Origin of the sequence: Bacillus sp. JJ722 (assembly GCF_036963345.1) — a bacterium.
GTDB lineage: Bacteria > Bacillota > Bacilli > Bacillales > DSM-1321 > Bacillus_AD.
Map to the genome: position 1 here is coordinate 1 of NZ_JBALMO010000407.1, position 3,205 is coordinate 3,205.

The window sequence follows — 3,205 nt, forward strand, 5'->3', positions numbered from 1 at the left end:
ATATAAAGATCGGGCAAAAGTTAACATACAACAAATTCAAACTACTTTAGTTAGTTTTATACCAAAAAAAGAATCAAAGCTGAAGTCTATTGATGTGTATTTAGATGAAGATGGAGAAGAACTTCTTGGATACAAAGTAAAAAAATAATTTACGAGACATTATAATTAGGGAAGAAATAAAAAGTATTCCCTCAAGATTTTGGTAATTGTTATTCTGAAAGTGACGACACATATAAAATTCACTGGACCTTTTTTCTCAATTATTAATTCATAATGAAGCATGTAAACCCTTCTATTGCACGGATTTTCTTATTCAAGAAGGGTTTTTTTATTGTAAAAGTAGACTAATTCAATTAATCAGTTGTTGTTTTACTTACTTTAAATGAAGGAGCAAAGTTATTGTTGTTAATAATTGTTTGATTCAATAATTGCATAAGCTCAGTTGCATTTGATTGTTTATTATTTTGATTGGTGGTATCTGCATTCTTATTAAGATTGAGACTATTAAATTCAGTCTCTTTTGCTTCAGATATTAGCTTTTTAGATCCATCGGAAAGAATAATATATTGTCTAATATATCCATCTTCTCTTCTTACTTCTAAGCGTCCTTTCTTTTCCTTCATTTTTTCTTCATCAGTTAAAATGAAATCTTTAAAGTTAAAAGCTACTTGTGTTTTCTCTTTTTGTTGGATTAATTGGTTGTAACTGCTTCCTAATTGATTGACTTTCATTAATTTTCTCCTTTCAATGTATTTCTTCCTATTTAATATCGTCTATAAAGGAGAAAGTTGAAAGCTTTCTTGTTCTTTTTGGGAAAATTATGCATATTATTCTTGAATCACAATCTAATTTGTTTCCTTTTATAAACAAGTTTCATTTTTTATATAAAAAATGAAACCGTCTGTCTTATTGTGCGTATATATGATATAACCATTTTTCCTATTGGAAGAAAGAAAGTAGGTTGCAGGAGGGAACCATATGAAAGTTGTAATCGGTTCAATTATTGTCATATTCTTATTGGGGATAGGCATTTGGTTAATTGTATCTCCATCATTTAAGCATGTTGGAGATACAGCCTACAAAATGAAAAAGAAATTAAAGGAGGAAGATGACGACAATGGAAAACGTGACACCAATGAAAAAGGGTAAAAGTCGTAAAGTATTAGGCGGAATTATTGTAGCTTTAGTTCTAGTTATAGGTGTGGCTGTAACATCACTATTTATTGAGAAAATTCCAAATGGTTATGTAGGTGTTGTTTACAGTCCAAACGGCGGGGTTCAAGAAAAAACGTTAGGGCAAGGTTGGCACTTAGTTGGTTTATTCGATAAAGTGACAAGGTATCCAGTACGAATGCAAACAGTTAATTATAAGGATATTCAAGTAGCAACATCAGATGGAAAAAACGTAACAATCGATTTTGCTTATACATATAGCATTGAGCCTGATAAAGTAGTTGATGTATTTAATAAGTTTGGTCCGATTGAAGTAGAGCAAATTGAAGATTCATATTTACGTACTAGACTTTGGGATGCTGGACGTAAAGGTATTGCGAAATACTCTGTCATTGATACTTATGGAGAGAAATCTTCAGAAGCAGCTGTTGATGTACAAAAAATCTTTTCTGAAGACATCGGAAAAATTGGTTTCGTGGTAGATAACTTAACTTTAGGTGTTCCAAAGCCAGATAAGTCTACACAAGGTGCAATTGACAAACGTGTTGAAGCTGCACAGGAATTAGAAAGAAAACAAATCGAGTTAAATATTGCTAAAGCGGAAGCTGAAAAGAAAAGAATAGAAGCACAAGGTATTGCAAATTATAATGAAATTATTAAAAAATCTATTTCTCCACAAGTAATCCAAAATAAATGGATAGAAAAATGGGATGGTAAGATGCCTAAAGCGACTGGTTCTAACCAGTTAATTCAAATCCCAATTGATGATGCAACAACTTCGACTACAAAATAAAAATAGCTAAAAAAGTAGTCCATCTAGTTGAAAAAATTTCTCCTAGATGGACTACTATATTTTTATGCAAGTAATTTTATTTGGTGAATCAATGTTAGTAAAACAGTTTTCTAGACAATCATTAGTACGCAAATTGTGATGGTACATAATTGAAACTATTATTATATTGATTTAACAAATAATCTAGTTCTTGACTATATTGAAGTGTTGTTGAACTATTTAAGCCGTATTCAGAAGCGATCTTAACAAGTTCTTTACGCTTAATTTCAATTTGTTGCAATAATTCTTGATTTGACAATGTGGACGATCCTTTCGACAATAATTGGTTTTAGGTCTATGTAACTAGTAAATAATGTAATTTTACTCTTTTAATAGTATAACTTTTTATGGAAATAAATTCAAACAATTACTATCGCTGTTAATTGATTTTGCCAAATAAAATTCAATTTTAAATATTTACCTAAATTAACCTTTTTTTGATAATATAGTTATATATAGATTCTAAGGAGGTTACAATTTTGCCTGAGGTTAATATATTTCTTGCATTTGGAGCTGGATTCTTGAGTTTTATTTCACCATGCTGTCTACCGTTATACCCTGCATTCTTATCATATATTACTGGCATGAGTGTTGGCGAAATTAAGTCTGAAAATGCAATGTTACAAAGGAGAAGTTTATTACATACATTATGCTTTTTAATTGGATTTTCTATCATATTTATAGCGTTAGGATTTGGTACATCGTTTTTGGGTCAATTCTTTAAAAACAATGGAGATTTAATTAGACAAATAGGAGCTATATTAATCTTGTTTTTTGGGTTGGTGATCGTTGGGGTCTTTAAGCCGAAATTTCTGATGAAAGATCATAAGTTTCAGTTAAAAAACCGCCCAAGTGGTTATTTAGGATCTGTCTTAGTTGGTATCGCTTTTGCGGCAGGTTGGACGCCATGTACTGGTCCAATTCTGATGGTTGTATTGTCTCTTGCCGGAACGAATCCAGATTCAGCCATTATATATATGATTGCTTATATACTAGGGTTTGCGATACCTTTCTTTATTCTTTCTTTCTTTATAGGGAAAATGCAATGGATTAAGAAACATAATGTTAAAATTCTTAAAAGCGGTGGTTATCTCATGATTGTGATGGCTGTAATGCTTTATTTTGATATGATGACACAAATATCATCATTCTTTACAAATAACTTATTTAATGGTTGGACTGCATTTTAACGTGTTTTTT

Annotated in this window: 5 protein-coding genes; 3 read left to right on the forward strand and 2 right to left on the reverse strand. The window is 30.7% G+C overall.

Translation table 11 applies throughout. The features are described from left to right. Positions 1-353: 353 nt before the first annotated feature. A complete protein-coding gene (locus V7014_RS26830; RefSeq protein WP_335512127.1) occupies positions 354-731 on the reverse strand; it encodes a hypothetical protein in 378 nt (125 codons plus the stop codon). Between the two features lie 247 nt (positions 732-978). Between V7014_RS26830 and V7014_RS26835 the strand changes: the two genes are divergently transcribed. Together V7014_RS26835 and V7014_RS26840 are read left to right on the forward strand one after the other, a co-directional pair. Beyond that, positions 979-1,149, forward strand: a complete 171-nt coding sequence (locus V7014_RS26835) for a hypothetical protein (RefSeq protein WP_335512129.1) — start codon at positions 979-981, stop codon at positions 1,147-1,149. Continuing rightward, positions 1,118-1,966 carry a prohibitin family protein gene (locus V7014_RS26840; protein ID WP_438824992.1) on the forward strand — a complete coding sequence of 283 codons (849 nt, stop codon included), beginning with the start codon at positions 1,118-1,120 and terminating at the stop codon, positions 1,964-1,966. The genes V7014_RS26835 and V7014_RS26840 overlap by 32 nt, the downstream gene beginning before the upstream one ends. A 121-nt stretch (positions 1,967-2,087) precedes the next feature. On the opposite strand, the gene V7014_RS26845 is transcribed toward V7014_RS26840, so the two are convergent. Further along, on the reverse strand, positions 2,088-2,264 hold the full coding sequence (locus tag V7014_RS26845) for an aspartyl-phosphate phosphatase Spo0E family protein (protein WP_335512131.1): 177 nt from the start codon (positions 2,262-2,264) through the stop codon (positions 2,088-2,090). Positions 2,265-2,484: 220 nt separating this feature from the next. On the opposite strand from V7014_RS26845, the gene V7014_RS26850 reads away from it, so the two are divergent. Continuing rightward, positions 2,485-3,195: a cytochrome c biogenesis CcdA family protein gene (locus V7014_RS26850; RefSeq protein ID WP_335512133.1), complete on the forward strand. Its 711-nt coding sequence runs from the start codon at positions 2,485-2,487 to the stop codon at positions 3,193-3,195. Positions 3,196-3,205: the final 10 nt, after the last annotated feature.